This is a genomic window from Amnibacterium endophyticum (genome assembly GCF_042680685.1).
Classification (GTDB): domain Bacteria; phylum Actinomycetota; class Actinomycetes; order Actinomycetales; family Microbacteriaceae; genus Amnibacterium; species Amnibacterium endophyticum.
Genome location: NZ_JBHUEA010000001.1, coordinates 85,974 through 100,882, shown reverse-complemented (window position 1 = coordinate 100,882; position 14,909 = coordinate 85,974). Strand labels below are relative to the sequence as shown.

At 74.7% G+C, this 14,909-nt stretch carries 14 protein-coding genes; 11 read left to right on the top strand and 3 right to left on the bottom strand.

Annotation, left to right across the window (positions count from 1 at the left end; all coding sequences use genetic code 11):
- Positions 1–64 precede the first annotated feature (64 nt).
- The 3 genes from ACFSBI_RS00520 (at position 65) to ACFSBI_RS00510 (ending at position 3,114) form a co-directional block, all read left to right on the top strand.
- Positions 65–1,114 (top strand): 3-isopropylmalate dehydrogenase, encoded by a 1,050-nt coding sequence (locus tag ACFSBI_RS00520; RefSeq protein ID WP_377931226.1) that lies wholly within the window; start codon positions 65–67, stop codon positions 1,112–1,114.
- A 9-nt stretch (positions 1,115–1,123) separates the two neighbouring features.
- On the top strand, positions 1,124–2,224 hold the full coding sequence (locus tag ACFSBI_RS00515) for a branched-chain amino acid aminotransferase (RefSeq protein ID WP_377931225.1): 1,101 nt from the start codon (positions 1,124–1,126) through the stop codon (positions 2,222–2,224).
- A 179-nt stretch (positions 2,225–2,403) separates the two neighbouring features.
- Positions 2,404–3,114 (top strand): hypothetical protein, encoded by a 711-nt coding sequence (locus ACFSBI_RS00510; RefSeq protein WP_377931224.1) that lies wholly within the window; start codon positions 2,404–2,406, stop codon positions 3,112–3,114.
- 75 nt (positions 3,115–3,189) lie between these two features.
- Here the strand turns inward: ACFSBI_RS00510 and ACFSBI_RS00505 are convergent, their stop codons facing one another.
- A complete protein-coding gene (locus ACFSBI_RS00505; RefSeq protein WP_377931223.1) occupies positions 3,190–4,050 on the bottom strand; it encodes an Fpg/Nei family DNA glycosylase in 861 nt (286 codons plus the stop codon).
- Positions 4,051–4,095: 45 nt separating this feature from the next.
- Positions 4,096–4,776: a TetR/AcrR family transcriptional regulator gene (locus ACFSBI_RS00500; protein WP_377931222.1), complete on the bottom strand. Its 681-nt coding sequence runs from the start codon at positions 4,774–4,776 to the stop codon at positions 4,096–4,098.
- 41 nt (positions 4,777–4,817) lie between these two features.
- Between ACFSBI_RS00500 and ACFSBI_RS00495 the strand changes: the two genes are divergently transcribed.
- Genes ACFSBI_RS00495 through ACFSBI_RS00485 form a run of 3 tightly spaced genes read left to right on the top strand, consistent with a single transcriptional unit; the run spans position 4,818 to position 8,049 of the window.
- Entirely contained in the window at positions 4,818–6,188 is a 1,371-nt protein-coding gene (locus ACFSBI_RS00495; RefSeq protein WP_377931221.1) for a glycosyltransferase, read from the top strand.
- The gene (locus ACFSBI_RS00490) at positions 6,185–6,955 is read left to right on the top strand and encodes a fumarylacetoacetate hydrolase family protein (protein WP_377931220.1); all 771 of its coding nucleotides are present in this window, start codon (positions 6,185–6,187) and stop codon (positions 6,953–6,955) included. Before ACFSBI_RS00495 ends, ACFSBI_RS00490 begins: the two co-directional genes overlap by 4 nt.
- Positions 6,952–8,049, top strand: a complete 1,098-nt coding sequence (locus ACFSBI_RS00485; protein ID WP_377931219.1) for a YeiH family protein — start codon at positions 6,952–6,954, stop codon at positions 8,047–8,049. Before ACFSBI_RS00490 ends, ACFSBI_RS00485 begins: the two co-directional genes overlap by 4 nt.
- Here ACFSBI_RS00485 and ACFSBI_RS00480 read toward each other — a convergent pair.
- On the bottom strand, positions 7,937–8,647 hold the full coding sequence (locus tag ACFSBI_RS00480) for a sirohydrochlorin chelatase (RefSeq protein WP_377931218.1): 711 nt from the start codon (positions 8,645–8,647) through the stop codon (positions 7,937–7,939). The two genes, ACFSBI_RS00485 and ACFSBI_RS00480, sit on opposite strands and share 113 nt — an antisense overlap.
- Positions 8,648–8,754: 107 nt before the next feature.
- On the opposite strand from ACFSBI_RS00480, the gene ACFSBI_RS00475 reads away from it, so the two are divergent.
- Genes ACFSBI_RS00475 through ACFSBI_RS00455 form a run of 5 tightly spaced genes read left to right on the top strand, consistent with a single transcriptional unit; the run spans position 8,755 to position 14,896 of the window.
- On the top strand, positions 8,755–10,446 hold the full coding sequence (locus ACFSBI_RS00475; RefSeq protein ID WP_377931217.1) for a nitrite/sulfite reductase: 1,692 nt from the start codon (positions 8,755–8,757) through the stop codon (positions 10,444–10,446).
- Positions 10,443–11,159, top strand: coding sequence for a phosphoadenylyl-sulfate reductase (locus ACFSBI_RS00470; RefSeq protein ID WP_377931216.1), 717 nt, complete (start codon positions 10,443–10,445; stop codon positions 11,157–11,159). Before ACFSBI_RS00475 ends, ACFSBI_RS00470 begins: the two co-directional genes overlap by 4 nt.
- A complete protein-coding gene (gene cobA / locus ACFSBI_RS00465) occupies positions 11,156–12,418 on the top strand; it encodes a uroporphyrinogen-III C-methyltransferase (protein WP_377931215.1) in 1,263 nt (420 codons plus the stop codon). Before ACFSBI_RS00470 ends, cobA begins: the two co-directional genes overlap by 4 nt.
- A gap of 25 nt (positions 12,419–12,443) precedes the next feature.
- Complete coding sequence (gene gltX, locus ACFSBI_RS00460; RefSeq protein ID WP_377931214.1) at positions 12,444–13,946, top strand: glutamate--tRNA ligase; 1,503 nt, start codon at positions 12,444–12,446, stop codon at positions 13,944–13,946.
- The gene (locus ACFSBI_RS00455; RefSeq protein ID WP_377931213.1) at positions 13,943–14,896 is read left to right on the top strand and encodes a cytochrome b/b6 domain-containing protein; all 954 of its coding nucleotides are present in this window, start codon (positions 13,943–13,945) and stop codon (positions 14,894–14,896) included. The genes gltX and ACFSBI_RS00455 overlap by 4 nt, the downstream gene beginning before the upstream one ends.
- Positions 14,897–14,909 lie beyond the last annotated feature (13 nt).

Below are 14,909 nucleotides of genomic sequence, written 5' to 3'. Positions count from 1 at the left end.
TGCAGGCGGATCGGGCCGCGCGGGCGAGATCCGCCTACGAAATGAACGGCGGTAGCCTGGCGCGGTGCGCACGGTTCGTCTCGCGGTCGTCGGCGGCGACGGGATCGGCCCGGAGGTCGTCGAGCAGGGGCTGCGCGTGCTGCGCGCCGCGGTCGACGGCGAGGCCGAGATCGCGACGACGGAGTTCCGGCTCGGCGCGGCCCGCTACCTCGAGACCGGGGACGTGCTGCCGGACGACGAGCTCGCCGCGATCGCCGAGCACGACGCGATCCTGCTCGGCGCGGTCGGCGGGGTGCCGGGCGACCCGCGGCTGAAGGACGCGAACATCGAGCGCGGGCTGCTGCTCAAGCTGCGCTTCGCGCTCGACCACTACGTGAACCTGCGTCCCACCCGCCTCTGGCCCGGCGTCGTCTCACCGCTGCGGGACGCCGGGGAGGTCGACTTCGTCGTCGTCCGCGAGGGCACCGAGGGCCCGTACGTCGGCAACGGCGGGGCGATCCGCGTCGGCACCCCCGCCGAGGTCGCGAACGAGGTCAGCGTCAACACCGCCTTCGGCGTCGAGCGGGTCGTGCGGTACGCCTTCGAGCAGGCGTCGGCCCGTCGCAACGGCCTGACGCTCGTGCACAAGACGAACGTGCTGACCTTCGCCGGCTCGCTGTGGCACCGGACGGTGGACGCGATCGCGCCCGAGTACCCAGAGGTCGCGGTCGACTACCTGCACGTCGACGCCGCCACGATCTTCCTCGTCACCGATCCCGCCCGCTTCGACGTGATCGTGACCGACAACCTGTTCGGCGACATCCTCACCGACCTGGCCGCCGCCATCAGCGGCGGCATCGGCCTCGCCGCCTCGGGCAACCTGAACCCGAGCGGCGCCTTCCCCTCCATGTTCGAGCCGGTGCACGGCTCGGCGCCCGACATCGCGGGCACCGGGAAGGCGGACCCGACCGCCGCCATCCTCTCCACCGCACTGCTGCTGGAGCACCTCGGCATGTCCGAGGCCGCCGCCCGGATCACCGCCGCCGTCACCGCGGACCTCGCCGCCCGCGACGGCTCGCCGCGCACGACGGCCGAGGTCGGCGACGGGGTGCTCGCAGCCCTTCCGCCCCGCTAGGAGCCCCGCATGACCACGACCGAGTCCTTCGCGCTCGCCTTCGACACGACCCCCTCGCCCGCCCGCCGCGCGGACGCCGAGCGGGAGGCGATCCTCGCCGACCCGAAGTTCGGCGCGAAGTTCACCGACCACATGGTCACCATCTCCTGGAGCGAGGAGCGGGGCTGGCACGACGCCGTCGTGAAGCCGTACGGCCCGCTCTCCCTCGACCCCGCCGCGGCGGTGCTGCACTACGGGCAGGAGATCTTCGAGGGGCTGAAGGCGTACCGCTGGGCCGACGGCTCGGTCTGGACCTTCCGGCCGGAGGCGAACGCCGAGCGGCTGCAGCGCTCCGCCCGCCGCCTCGCGCTGCCCGAGCTGCCGGAGGCGGACTTCCTCGCGGCGATCGAGCACCTGGTCCGCATCGACGCCGACTGGGTGCCCTCCGCGCCCGAGACGAGCCTGTACCTGCGTCCGTTCATGATCGCCTCGGAGGCGTTCCTCGGCGTCCGAGGGGCGCACGAGGCCGAGTTCCACGTGATCGCGTCGCCCGCGGGCGCCTACTTCGCCGGCGGGGTCCGGCCCGTGTCGATCTGGCTGTCGCAGGACTGGTCGCGCGCCGGTCGCGGGGGCCTCGGCGCCGCGAAGACCGGCGGCAACTACGCGGCGAGCCTGCTGCCGCAGGCGGAGGCGTACGAGCAGGGCTGCCAGCAGGTGCTGTTCCTCGACGCCGAGGAGCGGACGTACGTCGAGGAGCTCGGCGGCATGAACGTGTTCTTCGTCTACGCCGATGGCCGCGTCGTGACCCCCGCGCTCGGCACGATCCTGGAGGGCATCACGCGCTCCTCGGTCATCCGCCTCGCGGAGGAGCGCGGCCACGTGGTCGAGGAGCGCCGGTTCTCGATCGACGAGTGGCGCGCGGGCGTGGAGTCCGGCGACATCGTCGAGGCGTTCGCCTGCGGCACCGCGGCGGTGATCACGCCGATCGGCCGGCTGAAGGCCCGCGACTTCGAGATCGGCGCGCCCGACAGCGACCCGGGTGCGCTGACGATGAGCCTCCGCGACGAGCTGACCGGGATCCAGTACGGCCGCCTGCCGGACCACCACGGCTGGATGCGCCGCCTCGCCTGACGCAGGTGCTGCGGCGGGTCGATCCGCTGAGCCCTGGCTCTTCGTGGGCCTGCTGCTGATGACCTCCTCGCGCACTGTGAGAGGGATGGGAGTCCGCTTCGTCGTCGCCCGGTGTCCGTAGCGTCGGCGGCTCGCGCGCGGGAGACCCGTCCCGCGCGCTCGAGCACCCAGGAGCGACCATGGCCGAGCAGCGGACCCGCGACGACGAGCAGCCCGTCGACCGCCACGACGAGTTCCGCGACACCGACCCGGAGCGGCGGGACGGCGCCGTCACCGACCGGCGCGACGAGGCCGGGGCCGACCGGCGGACCGAGGTCGTCGGCGACCGGCGCGAGGCGCCCCTCGCCGATCGGCGGGAGCGCGAGAAGGCCGAGTTCGGCGGGATGCGCTTCTTCCTCGCCTTCTTCGGCTGGCTGACTGCGACCGGCGCGGTCGTGCTGCTCACCGCCCTCGTGACGGGTGTCCTCGGCCTGATCGGGCTGAACGTCCAGATGCCGACCGCGAGCGACGGGAACGTCCAGGCGGCTGCGGCGGCCGGCGGCATCGCGGTGCTCGCCTTCGTGCTGTTCGCCGGCTACTGGGTCGGCGGCTACGTCGCCGGTCGCATGGCCCGCTTCAGCGGCGCCAAGCAGGGCCTCGCGGTCTGGCTGTGGGCCGTCATCATCGCCGTGGTCGTCGCCGTCGCGGGCGCGATCGCCGGAGCGCAGTCGGGTGCCTTCTCGCAGCTGAACGCGACCGGCCTGCCGATCAGCGGCAGCATCGCCACCACGACCGGGATCTGGGCGCTGGTCGTCGCGATCGTCTTCAGCCTGGGCGGCGCGCTGCTCGGCGGCCTCGCCGGCATGCGCTTCCACCGGAAGGTCGATCGCTTCACGGCCGGGCAGGTCTGATCGGCACGACCTCCGTATCGCGAGCGCTGCCGCTCCGGGTGCTCTGGAGCGGCAGCGCTCGCGATGTGAGGCGCCTCAGGTGGTGATGCCGAGGCGGGAGAGCGCGCGGTCGGCGAGCGGCTTGCCGCCCGTCTGGCAGGTGGGGCAGTACTGCAGCTCGCTGTCGGCGAAGCGGACCCGGCGCACCGTGTCCCCGCACACCGGGCAGGCCTCGCCCGTGCGGCCGTGCACCCGCATCCCGGACCGCTTCTCGCCCTTCAGGTCGGCCATCGCCAGGCCATCGGAGCGGCGGATCGCGTCCTCCAGCACCGAGCGCATCGCGTCGAACAGGCGGTCGACCTCCTCGTCGGCCATCGCCGCGGGCTTGAACGGCGACATGCGCGCGGCGTGCAGGATCTCGTCGGAGTAGGCGTTGCCGATGCCGGCGATCCGCGACTGGTCGCGCAGCACGCCCTTGATCTGCGCCCGGCCGGCCGCCCGCAGCACCTCGGCGAAGCGCGCCCGCGTGAAGGCGGGGTCCAGCGGGTCCGGGCCGAGCGTCGCGATCCGCTCGACCTCCAGCGGGTCGCGGACGACGTGGATGGCGAGCGACTTCTTCGTGCCCGCCTCGGTGATCGCGACGCCGGAGCCGTCGTCGAGCACGATCCGCGCGGCGAGCGCGCCACGGCCGGTGCGCGGCGCCGGCAGGACGTCGTACCAGCGCATCCAGCCCGCCTTCGCGAGGTGGATCACGACGTGCAGGTCGCCGAGGTCCAGGTCGAGGAACTTGCCGTGGTGCGTGACGTCCCGCACCTCGCGCCCCGCGACGTCGGACACCGGCGGGTCGAACGTCTTCAGCGCGGAGAAGGCGGAGACGTCGAGCCGGGCGATGGTGCGCCCCTCGAGCCGCACGGACAGGTCGCTCGCCAGCGCGTGGACCTCGGGCATCTCGGGCATGCCGACATGATGGCGCGCTTCCCCTGATGCGTCACCCCTTTCGGCTCATCGGGGGGCGAGCACCTCCGCCTCCAGCAGGCGGGCGGTCCAGGCGCGCAGCCGCTCCTCCGGCCAGCCGAAGTCGAGCACGTACAGCTGGTACGGGTCGAACCCGACGACGAGGGCGAGGGTGTCGGCGACCTCCTCGAGCGGCAGGTCGTCGCGCAGCCAGCCCTTGTCGGCGAGGGCCCGGCAGCCGAGCACGGTGTCGCGCCGCCGCCGCCCGGCGAGGTCGGCGTACAGCGCGGCGACCTCGGGCTCCTCGATCGCGGCGGCCGACAGCGCGCGCCAGATCCCGATGCCCGCGCGCTGGCCCTCGAGCACCACGTGCGAGAAGCGGTCGACGAACTCGTCGCGGTCCTCGAGCGCGAGCACGCCCGCGTAGACGCCGTCCTCGAGCGCCTGCTCCGTCTCCTCGCCCACGAACGCTCGGGAGAACGCCGCGATGAGCAGCGCCCGCTTGGGGCCGGCGAGGTGCACGGACTCCACCGACACCCCGGCGCGCTCGGCGATCCGGCCCATCGTCGTGCGGGCGTAGCCGACCTCGGCGAAGCACGCCGCGGCCGCGTCGAGGATCCGCTCCCGCGTCTCCGCGGCCTGCTGCTGCCGCCGCGTCGAGTCGTACTTCCGCTTCGGTCGCGGAAGGGTCTTGTGCTCGCCGTCCGCCGTCGCTACGTTCTGCTTCATTGATTACACCCTAGCAGTACTGAAAGTGGAGGAGATCCCCCTTGTCGAAGATCCTGATGCCGAGCTCGCCGATCTGGGGGCACATCGCCCCCATGCTCGTCGTGGGCGAGGACCTGCAGCGCCGCGGCCACGAGGTCGTCGTGCTCACCGGGCGCAAGTACGAGGACGCCGTGCGGCGCCACGGCCTCGGCTTCGTGCCGCTGCCGGCCGGCGTCGACTACGACGACGCCGACCTCGACGCCTGGCTGCCCGGCCGCGACCGCTACAAGGGCCTCGCGGCCGTGCGCTACGACATCACCGGGATGTTCGCGCGCACCATCCCCGGCCAGCACCGCGCCCTGACGGCCGAGCTCGAGTCCGGCGGCTACGACCTGGTGCTGTCGGAGGGCGTCTTCATGGGCGCCCTGCCGACCCTGCTCACCGTGCCCCGGGCGGAGCGGGTGCCCATCATCAGCGTGTCCGCGCTGCCCGTCACGCTGACGAGCGAGGACACCGCGCCCTTCGGCCCGGCGCTCCAGCCGGGCAGCGGGCCGCTCGCGCGGCTGCGGAACCGCGCGCTGAACTCGGTGCTGCACGCAGGGCCGCTGAAGCCGATCCAGCGGGCCGTCGTCGCCGCGCTCGCCGAGGTGGGCGCCCCCGCGCCGGCCGGCAACTTCTTCGACCAGCCCTACCGCTTCGACGCGACCTTCCTGCTCGCGGCCGAGGGCATCGAGTACCCGCGGCGCGAGCTGCCGCCGACCGTGCGCTTCCTCGGCCCGCTCCGGCAGGCGGCGCGGCGAGACGCGGTGCTGCCCTCCTGGTGGGCGGACGTGACGGGCGGCCGCCCGGTCGTCCACGTGACGCAGGGGACGATCGACAACGTCGACCTCGGCAAGCTGCTCGTGCCCGCCCTGCGCGCGCTCGCGGCCGAGGACGTGCTCGTCGTCGCGGCGACGGGCGGCCGCCCCGTCGCGGAGGTCGAGCGGGCGTTCCCCGAGGGGCTGCCGGCCAACGCGCGGGTCGCGGAGTTCCTCCCCTACGACGCGCTGCTGCCCCGCACCTCGGTGGTCGTCAGCAACGGCGGCTTCGGCGGCGTGCAGCTGAGCCTCGCGCACGGCGTCCCGCTCGTCGTCGCGGGCACCACCGAGGACAAGCCGGAGGTCGCGGCGCGCGTGCGCTGGGCGGGCGTCGGGGTGGACCTCCGCAGCGGCCGCCCGAAGCCCGCGGCGATCCGCGCCGGCGTGCGCCGCGTGCTCGCCGACCAGCGCTACGCGGAGCGCGCCCGCGGCCTGCAGCGCTGGATGGCGGAGCAGGGCGATCCGCTCGACGCGATCGCCCGGACCGTGGAGGACCTCGGGGCCGACCCGCTGCCGGCGCCGCGGCCCGCGGTCCCGGCGGACCGCGACGGGACGGTCGCTACGCTCGTGGAGTGAAGATCGCGCGGTTCACGGCCGGGGGCAGCGACCCGCAGTACGGCATCGTCGACGACGAGGACCTGGTGGTCCTGGCCGGCGACCCGATGTTCCAGGGGTTCGAGACGACGGGGGAGCGGGTGCCGCTCGCCGAGGCGCGCCTGCTGGCGCCCGTGATCCCGCGCTCGAAGGTCGTCTGCATCGGGATGAACTACGCCGAGCACAAGGACGAGCTGGCGCCCGGCACCGGCGACCGGCCGGTGATCTTCCTGAAGCCGAACACCTCGGTCGTCGGGCCGGGCGACACGATCCAGATCCCGCCCGTCGAGGGCCGGATCGTCCACGAGGGCGAGCTGGCGATCGTCATCGGCGCCGTCGCGAAGCGGGTGCGGGCCGAGGACGCCGACCAGGTGATCTTCGGCTACACGATCGCGAACGACGTGTCGGCCCGCGACGAGATGTTCAAGGACGGGCAGTGGGCCCGCGCGAAGGGGTACGACACCTTCTGCCCCGTCGGGCCGGTGATCGAGACGGAGATCGATCCCCGAGGGGTCGAGATCCAGACCTACGTGGACGGGGAGCCGCGGCGGCACGGCAACACCCGCGACATGATCCACGGGATCCCCGAGATCATCGAGTACGTCAGCGACGTGTGGACGCTGCTGCCCGGCGACCTGATCCTGACCGGGACGCCGGCGGGCCTCGGCGGCTTCGTCGACGGGCAGACGGTCGACATCGACATCGCGGGCATCGGTCGCCTCAGCAACCCCGCCCGGAACCGGATGTGACCCGCGCGCTGCCCGGCCTCGCCGTCGCCCTCGGGGCCGTCGGGATCGGGTGGCTCGTGCACCTGGCGCTGCCGGCGGTGCCGCTGCTGACCGTCTGCGTCGCGCTCGGCGTGCTGGTGGCCCAGCTCGCGCCGACCGTCCGGCTGCTCGACGGGGCCCTGCAGCCGGGCGTCGCCCTCGCCGCGAAGCGGGCGATGCGGGCGGGCATCGTGCTGCTCGGCCTGCAGCTCGTCCTCGGCGACGTGCTGCGCCTCGGCCTGCTGCGGGTGCTCGCCGTCGTCGGCGTCGTCGCGCTCGCCTTCGGCGGCACCTACCTGATCGCCCGCGCGGCCCGGCTGCCCGGTCGGGAGCCGCTGCTGCTTGCGACGGGGTTCGCGATCTGCGGCGCCTCGGCGATCGGGGCGATGGCCGCCGTGACGCGCAGCGACGCCCGGGAGCAGTCCCGGCCGGTCGCCCTCGTCACGCTCTGCGGGACCCTCGCGATCGTCGTGCTGCCGCTCGTCGGCACGGCGACCGGGATGGCGCCGGTCGCCTTCGGGCGCTGGGCGGGCGCAGGGGTGCACGACGTCGGCCAGGTCGTCGCGACCGCGCAGCAGTTCGGGGCGACCGCGCTCGCCGCGGCGATCGTCGTCAAGCTGCTGCGCGTGCTGCTGCTCGCCCCGGTCGTCGCGATCGCGGGCGTCGTCCTCCGCGCGCGCGGGGAGCAGGAGGGGGAGCGGCGGCCCCCGATCGTCCCGCTCTTCGTGATCGGCTTCGTCGTCGCCGTGCTGCTGCGGAGCCTGCTGCCGCTGCCCGCCGCGCTGCTCGAGGCGGCCCAGATCCTGCAGACCGTGCTGCTCGGCATGGCGCTCTTCGGGCTCGGCGCGGGCATCCGCTTCCGCGACCTCGCCGGCACCGGCGTGCGGACCGCCGTGGTCGGCCTCTCGGCGTGGGCGCTGATCGCCGTGGCGGCCCTCGCCGTCGTCGCGGCCTGCGCCGCCGTCAGGCGGCCGGAGCGCCCTGCGCGGCCGGCTCCGCCGCGGCCGCCCGGTCGAGGGCGATCGCGACGAGGGCCTCGGGGGTCGGTCCGTCGGCCGGCAGCAGGGGCCCGGTGACGAGGTCGGCCCCGCAGCGCTCCGCGAGCGTCTGGAACCACCCGGGCGCGAGCAGGTAGGAGACGCCGACCACCCGCCGTCCCGGCGCCGCCCCGCGGAGGCGGCGCACGAGCGCGTCCGCCCGCGGCTCGGCCGCCGACAGGTACGCGAGCTCGACGGGCCGCCCGAGCTCGTCCGCGAGCAGCGCCGCGGCCTCGCGGCAGGCGGCCTGCGCCCGCGCGTCGCTGGACCCCGCGGCGATCAGCACGACGACGTCGTCCGGCAGCAGGTCGAGCCGCTCCGCGAGCAGCACGGCGAGCCGGCGATCCGGTCCCAGCGCCTCCGCGACGACCGCGGGCCGCCCCGCGGCGCGGGCCGCACGCGCGAGGTCGACGTGCACGTGGTAGCCGGCGGAGACGAGCAGCGGCAGGATCACCGCCGGGCCCTCGGGCGCCGCCTGGAGCGCTCTGGGCACGTCCGGCTGCTGCACGTCGACGTGCGCGGGCAGCACCGCGCGGTCGGGCGCCGCCGCGGCGAGGGCGTCGACGAACCGGGCGACGGCCTCCTGCCCGGCGGGGTCGCCGGTGCCGTGGCTGGTCGCGATCAGGGCTGAGGGCACCCGACATTGTGTGCAGACGCGGCCGGCGCCCGTCGTCACATGACGTCGTGCATTTCCCGCCGCGCCGACGACCGTGTTCCACTCGCTGGCCGACGAAGGGGGACACCGTGGTCGAGACGCAGCGCCCGGGGCGGCCCGTGGCGAACCGCTCGCACGGCCAGTGGGCCGTGGACGGGACGACGCCGCTCAACGGCAACGAGCGGTGGAAGCAGGAGGACGGCGGGCTGGCCGTGCGGCAGCGCATCCTCGACACCTACAGCCGCGACGGCTTCGCCTCCATCGACCCGACCGACCTGCACGGCCGGTTCCGCTGGTGGGGGCTGTACACGCAGCGCCGCCCCGGCATCGACGGCGGGAAGACGGCGACGCTCGAGCCGCACGAGCTCGAGGACGAGTACTTCATGCTGCGCGTCCGCATCGACGGCGGTCAGCTGACGACGGAGCAGCTGCGCACGATCGGCGGCATCTCGGTCGAGTTCGCCCGCGGCAGCGCCGACCTCACCGACCGGCAGAACATCCAGCTGCACTGGATCCGCGTGGAGGACGTGCCGGAGATCTGGCGGCGCCTCGAGGCGGTCGGCCTCGGCACCACGGAGGCGTGCGGCGACGTTCCCCGCGTCGTGCTCGGCAGCCCGGTCGCCGGCATCGCCGCCGACGAGCTGATCGACCCGACCGCGGTCATCGACGAGATCACGCAGCGCTACATCGGCATCCCGGAGCTCGCGAACCTGCCCCGCAAGTTCAAGACCGCGGTCACCGGCCACCCGTCGCTCGACGTCGTGCACGAGATCAACGACGTCGCGTTCGTCGCGGTGCGGCACCCCGAGCTCGGCGTCGGCTACGACCTCTGGGTCGGCGGCGGGCTGTCGACCGCGCCGCGGCTCGGCGAGCGCCTCGGCGCCTTCGTCGCACCGGAGCGGGTGGCGGACGCGTGGCTCGGCGTCGCGTCGATCTTCCGCGACTACGGGTACCGGCGCCTGCGCAACAAGGCGCGGCTGAAGTTCCTGCTCGCCGACTGGGGCGCGGCGCGCTTCCGCGAGGTGCTCGAGACCGAGTACCTGGGCTACGCGCTGCCGGACGGGCCGGCGCCCGAGCAGCCCGCGACGCCGGGCGACCACGTCGGCGTGCACCGGCAGAAGGACGGCCGCGCCTACATCGGGGTCGCGCCGACGGTCGGCCGCGTCGACGGGCCGACCCTCGTCGCGCTCGCGGACCTGCTGGAGGCGCACGGCTCCCGCCGCCTGCGGACCACACCGCACCAGAAGCTCGTGCTGCTCGACGTCCCCGAGGAGCGCGTCGAGCAGGTCGTCGCGGGAGCCGCGGCGCTCGGGCTCTCCGCGACGCCCAGCCCGTTCCGGCGCAGCACGATCGCCTGCACGGGCATCCAGTACTGCAAGCTCGCGATCGTCGAGACGAAGGACGCGGCGACTCGGGCGATCGAGCAGCTGGAGCAGCGGCTCGCCGGGGTCGAGGTCGGCGCCCCGATCTCGCTGCACGTGAACGGCTGCCCGAACAGCTGCGCCCGCATCCAGACCGCCGACATCGGGCTGAAGGGGCAGCTGCTGCCCGACGGCGCCGGCGGCCAGCAGCCCGGCTTCCAGGTGCACCTGGGCGGCGGGCTCGTCTCGACGGACCGAGATGAGGCGGGCCTCGGCCGCACGGTCCGCGGGCTCAAGGTGACCGCGGACGACCTGCCCGAGTACGTCGAACGCCTCGTGCGCCGCTTCATGGCGGACCGCGACGGGGGCGAGTCGTTCGCGCAGTGGGCGCACCGCGCCGACGAGGCGGCCCTCGCATGACGACGCTGCTGGCCGCGCGCCGCACCACCGACGAGCTCGAGGCCCTCGCGCGGCGCGGAGCCGACGAGCTGGGCGAGGCCGACGCGCTGACGGTCGTGGAGTGGGTGGCGGCGCACTTCGACCTGCCGAGGGTCGCGGTCGCCTCCTCGATGGCGAACGCCGTGCTGCCGCACCTCGTCTCCACCCGCATCCCGGGCGTCGCGGTGCTGTTCCTCGACACCGGCTACCACTTCGCCGAGACCCTCGAGACGCGCGACGAGGTGCGCCGCTGGCTCGACGTGCGCGTCGTGAACGTCGAGCCGGAGCGGACCGTCAACCTGCAGGACCAGCACTTCGGGCCGGACCTCAACCGGCGCGACCCCGAGGCCTGCTGCCGGATGCGGAAGGTCTACCCGCTGACGCGGGCGCTCGAGGAGTACGAGGTCTGGTTCAGCGGGATGCGACGGGAGGAGGCGCCGACCCGCGCGAACACCCCGCTCGTGACCTTCGACGCGCGGCACGGCCTCGTCAAGGTGAACCCGCTCGCGGCGTGGACGACCGACGAGATGCTCGACTACGCCGAGCGCCACGCGGTGCCGGTGAACCCGCTGCTCGCGGACGGCTACCCGTCGATCGGCTGCGCGCCCTGCACGCAGCGCGTGGCCCCGGGCGCCGACCCGCGCTCCGGCCGGTGGGCGGGCCTCGCCAAGACGGAGTGCGGGATCCACCTGTGACCGACCTCTACCCGCTCGGGCTCAAGGTCGCCGGTCGCGAGGTGCTCGTCGTCGGCGGCGGCCCCGTGGCCGCCAGACGTGCCGCCGGCCTCGTGGACGCGGGCGCGCTCGTGACCGTCGTCGCGCCGGAGGCCGGTCCCGATCTGCGCGCGCTCGTCGGCACCGGCGCCGTCACCTGGCGGTCGCGCGAGTACCGGGAGGCCGACCTCGACGGCGTCTGGCTCGTGCACGCCGCGACCGGCGTCGTCGACGAGCGCGTCTCGGCCGACGCGGAGGCGCGGCGCCTCTGGTGCGTCGTCGCGAGCGACCGGGACCTCGCCAGCGCGTGGACGCCGGCCGTGCTCCGCGAGGACGGCCTCACGATCGCGGTGCAGGCGGGCGGCGACCCCCGTCGCGCCCGCGCGGTCCGCGACGCCCTCCGGGACCGCGGACTTGCCGCTTCTTGCGACCCCGGCGGCGTGTCGACAGCGAGAAGCGGCAAGTCCGCGTCGCCCTCGTCGGGGAGCGGTCGCGTCGCGCTCGTGGGCGGCGGTCCGGGCGATCCCAGCCTGCTCACGGTCCGCGCCCGAAGGCTGCTCGCGGAGGCCGACGTCGTCGTGGCCGACCGGCTCGGCCCGCGCGCCGCGCTGCCGGAGCTCGCCCCGGACGCGCTCGTGATCGACGTCGGCAAGCTGCCCGGGCACCACCCGGTCCCGCAGCACGAGATCAACGCCCTGCTCGTCGAGCACGCCCTCGCCGGGCGGCGGGTGGTGCGGCTGAAGGGCGGCGACCCCTACGTGCTCGGCCGCGGCGGCGAGGAGGCCGCGCACTGCCGCGAGCACGGCGTGCCCGTCGAGGTCGTGCCGGGCGTCACGAGCGCCGTGTCCGTGCCCGCGGCCGCGGGCATCCCGGTCACCCACCGCGGCGTCGCGGACGGCTTCACGGTGCTCACCGGGCACGAGGCGGTCGCCGCGCTGCCCGGCGGGACCGACCACACGGTCGTGCTGCTCATGAGCGTCTCCGCGCTCGCCGACTCGGCTGCGGCGCTCGCCGCGACCGACCGCGGCGCGGACTGCCCGGTCGCGGTCGTCGAGGACGGCTGGGGTCCCCGCCAGCGCGTCACCGTCGGCACCCTCGGCACGATCGCGGCCCGCGCCCGCGAGGTCGGCGTCCGCGCTCCCGCCGTGACCGTGATCGGCGACGTCGTGCGCCTCTCGCCCGCCTGGCTCCATGTCGTAGGCACTTCCAGGCCCGGCCGGGCAGAACTGCCTGCACGATGAAGCGCCGGTAGGATCGGGGACCGCCATGGCCGACGCCCATCCGTTCTCCACCGCGACCGGCGCCGACGTCCGGGTCCGCTTCTGCCCCTCGCCGACCGGTCTGCCGCACGTCGGGCTCGTCCGCACCGCGCTGTTCAACTGGGCGCAGGCCCGGCACGCCGGCGGCACGTTCGTGTTCCGCATCGAGGACACCGACGCCGCGCGCGACAGCGAGCAGTCGTACCAGCAGATCATCGATGCGCTCACCTGGCTCGGCCTCGACTGGGACGAGGGGATCGACCGCGGCGGCCCCGACGGGCCCTACCGCCAGTCGCTCCGCGGCGGGATCTACCGGGACGTCATCGAGCGGCTCACCGCCGCGGGCCACCTCTACGAGTCGTGGATGAACGCCGAGGAGATCGAGGCGCGCAACCGCGACGAGGGCCGCGCGGTGCAGCAGGGCTACGGCAACTGGGAGCGCGACCCCGCCGAGCGCGAGCGCTACCGCGCCGACGGCCGGCAGCCCGCGCTGCGGCTGCGCGTGCCCGACGACGACCTGTCGTTCGACGACCTCGTCCGCGGCCCGATCACCTTCGCCGCCGGGTCCTTCCCCGACTTCGTCGTGGTCCGTCCCGGCGGCCAGCCGCTGTACACGCTGGTCAACCCCGTCGACGACGCGCTCATGCGGGTCACCGACGTGCTGCGCGGCGAGGACCTGCTGCCCTCCACGCCTCGGCAGATCGCGCTGTACCACGCGCTGATCGACATCGGCGTCGCGCAGTGGGTGCCCCGCTTCGGGCACCTGCCGCTCGTGCTCGGCGACGGCACGAAGAAGCTGTCGAAGCGCGACCCCGAGTCGAACCTGTTCCTGCACCGAGAGCGGGGCATGATCCCCGAGGGGCTGCTGAACTACCTGGCGCTGCTCGGCTGGTCGATCGGGCCCGACCGCGACGTGTTCTCCCGGGACGAGATGGCGGCCGCGTTCGACGTGCGGACCGTGAACCCGAACCCCGCGCGCTTCGACCTGAAGAAGGCGGAGGCGATCAACGGGGACCACATCCGCCTGCTCGACCCCGCCGACCTCACCGCGCGGATGGTGCCCTACCTGCAGGCGCGCGACGTGCTGCCGGCGGAACCCGCGCCGGAGCAGCTCGACCTGCTCGCCCGCCTGACGCCGCTGGTGCAGGAGCGCATGCAGCTGCTCGGCCAGGCGCCGGACCTGCTCGGCAGCTTCTTCACGACCGCGGAGGACCTCGTGGTCGACCCCGACGCGGTCAAGGGCCTGCCGAAGAACGCGCTCGAGGTGCTGACGGCCGCCGAGGCCGCGCTCTCCTCCGTCGAGGAGTGGAGCACCGCGTCGGTGCAGCACGCGCTCGAGTCGACCCTCGTCAGCGAGCTCGGGCTGAAGCCCCGCATCGCGTTCGGGCCCGTCCGGGTCGCGACGAGCGGGCGACGGGTCTCGCCGCCGCTGTTCGAGTCGCTCGACCTGCTGGGGCGTGAGGAGACGCTCGCCCGCGTGCGCAACCTGCGCGCGGCGATCGCGGCGTGACCGCCGCCGCACCGGCGGCGACCCGCCGCCGGTGGCCCTGGTTCGCCGCGGGCGCGGTCGTGCTCGCGGTGCTGGTGGTGGTCGCAGCGCGCCTCGTCGTCGCCTCCGACCCGGGCCGCGCGTTCCTCGCGACCTACTCCGGCGTCGCGCCGCAGCCCGCGGGCACGCCCGTCGGCTTCTCCGCGTGGACCGCCTGGGCGCACGGGCTGAACGCGGCCTTCCTGTTCTTCGCCGTGCGCTCGGGGTGGCGCCTCCACCGCGGGCAGCGGCCGAGCACCTTCTGGACGCGGCGCAACGACGGGCGGCTCCGCACCCGGAACGCGCCGGTGCGCATCTCGATCGACCTCTGGTCGCACTTCGTCGCCGACACCCTGTGGGCCGTGAACGGCGCGCTGTTCCTCGTGCTGACCTTCGCCACCGGGCACTGGCAGCGGCTCGTGCCGACGTCGTGGGCCGTCGTGCCGGAGGCGGCGAGCGCGGGCCTGCAGTACGCCGCGCTGACGTGGCCCAGCGAGAACGGCTGGATCCACTACAACGCGCTGCAGCAGCTGACCTACTTCGCGGTCGTCTTCCTGCTCGGGCCGATCGCGCTGCTGACGGGGCTGCGCGCCTCGCCGGGCCTCGCCGCCCGGCTGCGCGTCCTCGACGCCCACTTCCCGCTGCGGACCGCGAAGCGGATCCACTGGTGGACGATGTGGGCCTTCGTCGCCTTCACGGTCGTCCACGTCTTCCTCGTGCTCGCCACCGGCGCGATCCGGAACCTCAACCACATGTACGCCGTGCGGGACGACCAGAGCCCCGCGGGCGCGATCGTCCTCGTCGTCAGCCTGCTGCTCGTGGCCGGTCTCGCGCTCGCGCTGCGGCCGGGCGTCGTCCGGTGGCTCGCGGCCCGGACCGGGACGGTGCTGCACCGCCCGCCCCGCGCACCGCGGACGCCTCCCACTCGCTGAGCGCCGCCTCCAG

Coding starts and splice junctions, on each gene's coding strand:
- gltX (WP_377931214.1), top strand. CDS start 12,444: ATGGCCGACGCCCATCCGTTCTCCACCGCGACCGGCGCCGACGTCCGG.
- ACFSBI_RS00515 (WP_377931225.1), top strand. CDS start 1,124: ATGACCACGACCGAGTCCTTCGCGCTCGCCTTCGACACGACCCCCTCG.
- ACFSBI_RS00510 (WP_377931224.1), top strand. CDS start 2,404: ATGGCCGAGCAGCGGACCCGCGACGACGAGCAGCCCGTCGACCGCCAC.
- ACFSBI_RS00470 (WP_377931216.1), top strand. CDS start 10,443: ATGACGACGCTGCTGGCCGCGCGCCGCACCACCGACGAGCTCGAGGCC.
- ACFSBI_RS00500 (WP_377931222.1), bottom strand. CDS start 4,776: ATGAAGCAGAACGTAGCGACGGCGGACGGCGAGCACAAGACCCTTCCG.
- ACFSBI_RS00505 (WP_377931223.1), bottom strand. CDS start 4,050: ATGCCCGAGATGCCCGAGGTCCACGCGCTGGCGAGCGACCTGTCCGTG.